The following is a 4,602-nucleotide window of genomic DNA, read 5'->3' as shown; positions in this document are numbered from 1 at the left end:
CGGGGCGAACCTCGTCGGTCATGTCAGCCGCCCTTCGACAGCTTGTCGAGCTGGCTGCGCATCTCGTCCATCTGGCGGCGCATCTCGGCCAGCGGGTCGGGCGCGGGCGCGGCCCGGGTCTCGGGCGCCGCGCCGGGCGCGGGTCCGCCGGGGGTCAGGGCGTTGAAGCCGGGCCACATCTTCATCGCATCGGTGAACAGGGCCATGTTGCGCTTGACCGCCTCGTCGAGGATGCCCGCGCCGGGCGCTGCGCCGAAGGCCTTGGAGAACTGGCCGCGCATCTGCTCCTGCTGGCGGCTGAAGCTGTCGAGCGACATCTCCAGATAGCTGGGCAGAACGCCCTGCATCTGGCCGCCGTAGAAGCCGATCAGCTGGCGCAGGAACTGGACCGGCAGCAGGGCTTCGCCGCGGCTCTCTTCCTCGAAGATGATCTGGGTCAGGATCTGGCGCGTCAGATCGTCATTGGTCTTGGCGTCGAAGACCACGAATTCGGTGCCTTCGCGGACCATCTTGGCCAGGTCCTCGAGCGTCACATAGGCGCTGGTGGCCGTGTTGTAGAGCCGCCGGTTGGCGTACTTCTTGATGACGACGGTCTCACCCGCTCCGGCCTTCTTGTCCGCCACGCCAAACCCCTGACCTGTTGCACTGCCGCACTATCCCGCAGCGCGAAGCCGCATGCAAATCAGCCCATGGCGGCGGGGGCCAGAACCACCCCCACCAGCACCGCAGCCCAGTGCACGGTGGCGCCCGTGACGACGAAGCCATGCCAGATGGCCCGGCGGAACTTCACCTGCGGGCTGATGAAGACGAAGACCCCCGCGGTGTAGATCAGGCCGCCCAGCACCAGCAGGCCGAGAGCGACCGGGTGGACGGTGTCGACCAGGGGTTTGAGCGCCAGCACGGCCAGCCAGCCGAAGCCGATATAGACGGCGCTCCAGAAGGCGTCGGAGATGCGCGGCGCAATCAGTTTGGTGAACACGCCGGCCAGGGCCACGGTCCACACCAGCAGGGTGAAGCCGATCGCCCAGCCGCCCTCGAACCGTTGGGTCGTGAAGGGCGTGTAGCTGCCCGCGATCATCAGGAAGATGGCCGCCTCGTCCATGCGGCGAAGGATCGGGCGGGCGGCGCAGGGTCGGGTCTGGTTGTAGACGGTCGAAACCGCCAGCATGGCGATCAGGCACAGGGCATAGGCGGCCGTGGCCAGCACGGCGCCGATGCCCGAATAGATGGCGGCCAGAACGGCCAGGACGATGCCGCCCACGGCCGCCAGGGTCAGGCCGACCACGTGCACGATCAGGTCGGCGGTCTTCTCCGCCGGGGTCCGGTAGTGCTCGGCCATGTCCAGCTCGTCGGGGACGCAGACCTGCACGAACACGTTTTTCAGTCTCTTGAGCATGGCCCCATCAAGCCTTTCCCGCTCTTGTTTGTTCCCGCCAATGTACGGCCCGGCGGGTGACCATTCGCTGAACGGGCTCGTCATGCGTGACGAAGGCGGCGGGATGCGGCAGAAACGCCACGATTAGTTTCGCGCGGCCTAATGCCCGGGAAGGGCGTAGAGGTTTCGTTTTCCATGGCCGGGCGCTCCCTCGCCGTCGGCCGGTTTCAGGGGTCCCTGCATGTCCATTGAAGTCGTCATCGTCTCCGCCGCGCGCACGCCGGTCGGGTCCTTCCTCGGCGGCCTGTCGAGCCTGCCGGCGTCGAAGCTGGGCGAGGTCGCCATCAAGGCGGCGCTGGAGCGGGCGGGGGTGAAGGCGGACGAGGTCGACGAGGTGATCCTCGGCCACGTCCTGCAGGCGGCGGCGGGGCAGGGGCCGGCGCGGCAGGCGGCGATGGGCGCGGGGATCCCGAAGGAGGTCCCGGCCTGGAGCCTGAACCAGATCTGCGGCTCGGGCCTGCGCGCGGTGGCCATCGCGGCGCAGCAGATCGCCCTCGGCGACGCCCGCATCGTCGTGGCCGGCGGCCAGGAGAGCATGAGCCAGGCGCCGCACGCCCAGACCCTGCGCACCGGCCAGAAGATGGGCGACGTCAAACTGGTCGACACCATGATCAGCGACGGCCTGTGGGACGCCTTCAACGGCTATCACATGGGCCAGACGGCGGAGAACATCGCCGAACAGTTCCAGATCAGCCGGGGCGACCAGGACGCCTTTGCGGTGGCCAGCCAGAACAAGGCCGAGGCGGCGCAGAAGGCGGGGCGGTTCGACGACGAGATCGTCCCGGTGACCATCAAGGGCCGCAAGGGCGACAGCGTCGTCGACAGGGACGAGTTCATCCGCCACGGGGCCACGCTGGAGGCCATGCAGGGGCTCAAGCCCGCCTTCACCAAGGAGGGCTCGGTGACGGCGGCCAACGCCTCGGGGCTCAACGACGGGGCGGCGGCGCTGGTGCTGATGAGCGCGGATGACGCCAGGGCCCGGGGGCTGGAGCCGCTGGCGCGGATCGTGTCCTCGGCCACGGCGGGGGTCGATCCGGCGGTCATGGGCACCGGGCCGATCCCGGCCTCGAGGAAGGCGCTGGAGAAGGCGGGCTGGACCGTCGCTGATCTCGATCTGGTCGAGTCCAACGAGGCTTTCGCGGCCCAGAGCCTGTGCGTGCTCAGGGAACTGGGGCTCGACCCGGACAAGGTCAACGTCAACGGCGGCGCCATCGCCATCGGCCATCCGATCGGAGCCTCGGGCGCCCGCATCCTGACGACGCTGCTCTATGAGATGAAGCGGCGGGACGCGAAGCGGGGCCTGGCCACCCTGTGCATCGGCGGCGGCATGGGCGTGGCCATGTGCGTGGAGCGGGTCTGATCTCTCCTATTCCGGCGGGTCGGTGAAGGCGGCGAAGGGCTCGCCGGCGAGGCTGAGCGAGATCGGGCGCAGGCCCGAGGCGTCGGGCAGGTCGGCGGCGGCGGCAGGGGTCAGCAGGATCTCGCCGCGCCGGGCCATGTCCTCGCCCAGCCGGCTGGCCGTATTGACCGGCTCGCCATAGAGGTCGGTCCCGTCCAGCAGCAGGACCGGGCCGCGGTCGATGCCGACGGAGATCTCGATCGGCTGGTCGGCCACGGCGCGCAGGGAGGCGAGGGCGTCGCGGGCGGCGGTCAGGGCCGGGGCGGACTGGTCGAAGGTCAGGAAGGCGTTGTCGGCCTCGAACTTGATGGTCCGGCCGCCGTGGCGGACGGCGACCTCGGCGATGGTCACGCGCAGGGTGGCGATCATCGACAGGGCGCCGATCAGGCCGTCGGTGCGGGCGCGGCGCGAGAAGCCGCACATGTCGACCACCACCACCGTCAGGGTGCGGCCGAAGCGGCGCCACAGGTCGGTCTCGATGGCCGTGCGGGCGGCCGGGTCGCGGGCCGAGGCCCAGGCGCGCAGGGCGGCCTCGGAGGCGGCGTGGTCGGGGCCGGGGGACAGCAGGGGATCGGCGGTCATGGCGCACCGTAGAGAGCGCGCCAGCCGAAATCGAGCAGGGGCTTCATGTCGCCGACGAAGTCCGCCAGCAGCTCGGGCAGGGCGGGGCTGGAGACCTCGGCGCCGGTCAGGGGGCGGCGGGCGTACCACTGCAGGCGTTTCAGCGACGGCTCCAGCGCCGTGCCGGCGTGGTCGTCATGGCCCTTGGGCATCCGTTTGACGGCCATGCCGGGGGCGAGGCGCAGGCCGCGCGCCGCCAGATGCGCCTCGACGGCCAGCCAGTCGTCGGGATCGGCGGCGATGGCGCGGCGGACCTTTTCGCTGTTCTTGCGGTCGTAGAGGAAGAAGCCGGCGGAGACATAGGCTCCGCGGCCGTGGGCGTCCTCGATATCGGGAATGGCGGCGGCGGGGGCCTCGGGCTCGGGCGCGGCCAGACGCGCGGCGGGGTGGGTCGAGGGGTCGAGCGGGTCGATGGAGTCATAGTCGAACGTGTCGGCCGTGACGCGCGAGCCGCCCTCGGGCTCGATGTGGATATAGGCCATGCCGGGCGACATCTTCAGCCCGTCGCGGGTCAGGACCGCCGAGAGGTGGGTCTTGTAGGGCTGTTTGTTCTTCGAGAAGCGCACGTCGCGGTGGATGCGGAACTGGCTCTTGTTCGGATCGCCGCCCAGCGGCAGGCCGCGCCGGGCGCAGGCGGTCGAGGCGTCGGCGATCAGGGCGCCCAGCGCGGGCTTGAGCCGGTCGTCATAGACGGCGCGGTTGGCGGTGAACCAGTCGCGGTCGTTGTGCACGGCCAGGCCGGAGAGGAAGGCCAGGTCGGCGGGGTCGAAGCCGGGGAAGGTCATGCCTCCCCTATAGCCGCCTCTCCGGATTGAAAAACACCGTCCGAAGCGTCCGAAGAGTCCACTGCGTCCGGATGCATACCGGACTGCATGTAGCGGATCGCCTCCTCCTGTTCGATGAAGCGGTCCAGTTCGGCCTGTTCGTCGGCCATGGCCGCGTGGACGCGGCGCCAGCGCAGGGCCTCGACGGCGTCGCCGCGCATCACCGCCCGCAGCATCCGCCGGTGGGCGACCCAGACCAGCTCCTCCAGATCGACCTTGTCGAGGTCGCCGCCGACGCGCGCCTCCAGCTCGGCGCCCTCGTCGTCCGGGTCGAGTCGGCTGCGCGGCGTCCACGGCTGGTCGGCCCGCCGCCAGCCCTCGCG

Annotated in this window: 6 protein-coding genes; 1 reads left to right on the top strand and 5 read right to left on the bottom strand. The window is 70.4% G+C overall.

Annotation, left to right across the window (positions count from 1 at the left end; genetic code table 11):
- Nucleotides 1–23: 23 nt before the first annotated feature.
- Together phaR and trhA are read right to left on the bottom strand one after the other, a co-directional pair.
- Nucleotides 24–623, bottom strand: coding sequence for a polyhydroxyalkanoate synthesis repressor PhaR (gene phaR / locus QQJ79_RS14885; protein WP_284223713.1), 600 nt, complete (start codon nucleotides 621–623; stop codon nucleotides 24–26).
- Nucleotides 624–682: 59 nt separating this feature from the next.
- Nucleotides 683–1,396, bottom strand: a complete 714-nt coding sequence (gene trhA, locus QQJ79_RS14880; protein ID WP_284223712.1) for a PAQR family membrane homeostasis protein TrhA — start codon at nucleotides 1,394–1,396, stop codon at nucleotides 683–685.
- 220 nt (nucleotides 1,397–1,616) lie between these two features.
- Here trhA and QQJ79_RS14875 point away from each other — a divergent pair, with 220 nt between their 5' ends.
- Nucleotides 1,617–2,795, top strand: a complete 1,179-nt coding sequence (locus QQJ79_RS14875; RefSeq protein WP_284223711.1) for an acetyl-CoA C-acetyltransferase — start codon at nucleotides 1,617–1,619, stop codon at nucleotides 2,793–2,795.
- Between the two features lie 6 nt (nucleotides 2,796–2,801).
- On the opposite strand, the gene QQJ79_RS14870 is transcribed toward QQJ79_RS14875, so the two are convergent.
- The 3 genes from QQJ79_RS14870 to QQJ79_RS14860 all read right to left on the bottom strand — a co-directional run.
- Entirely contained in the window at nucleotides 2,802–3,416 is a 615-nt protein-coding gene (locus QQJ79_RS14870) for an adenylate/guanylate cyclase domain-containing protein (RefSeq protein ID WP_284223710.1), read from the bottom strand.
- The gene (locus tag QQJ79_RS14865) at nucleotides 3,413–4,240 is read right to left on the bottom strand and encodes a DUF2461 domain-containing protein (protein WP_284223709.1); all 828 of its coding nucleotides are present in this window, start codon (nucleotides 4,238–4,240) and stop codon (nucleotides 3,413–3,415) included. The genes QQJ79_RS14870 and QQJ79_RS14865 overlap by 4 nt, the downstream gene beginning before the upstream one ends.
- A partial coding sequence (locus QQJ79_RS14860; protein WP_284223708.1) for a hypothetical protein occupies nucleotides 4,237–4,602 on the bottom strand: 366 nt, incomplete at its 5' end. The genes QQJ79_RS14860 and QQJ79_RS14865, both read right to left, overlap by 4 nt.

Source organism: Brevundimonas denitrificans (assembly GCF_030160755.1).
GTDB classification, from domain to species: domain Bacteria; phylum Pseudomonadota; class Alphaproteobacteria; order Caulobacterales; family Caulobacteraceae; genus Brevundimonas; species Brevundimonas denitrificans.
This window is presented reverse-complemented; position numbering and strand designations above follow the sequence as displayed.

Coding starts and splice junctions, on each gene's coding strand:
- trhA (WP_284223712.1), bottom strand. CDS start 1,396: ATGCTCAAGAGACTGAAAAACGTGTTCGTGCAGGTCTGCGTCCCCGAC.
- QQJ79_RS14875 (WP_284223711.1), top strand. CDS start 1,617: ATGTCCATTGAAGTCGTCATCGTCTCCGCCGCGCGCACGCCGGTCGGG.
- QQJ79_RS14870 (WP_284223710.1), bottom strand. CDS start 3,416: ATGACCGCCGATCCCCTGCTGTCCCCCGGCCCCGACCACGCCGCCTCC.
- QQJ79_RS14865 (WP_284223709.1), bottom strand. CDS start 4,240: ATGACCTTCCCCGGCTTCGACCCCGCCGACCTGGCCTTCCTCTCCGGC.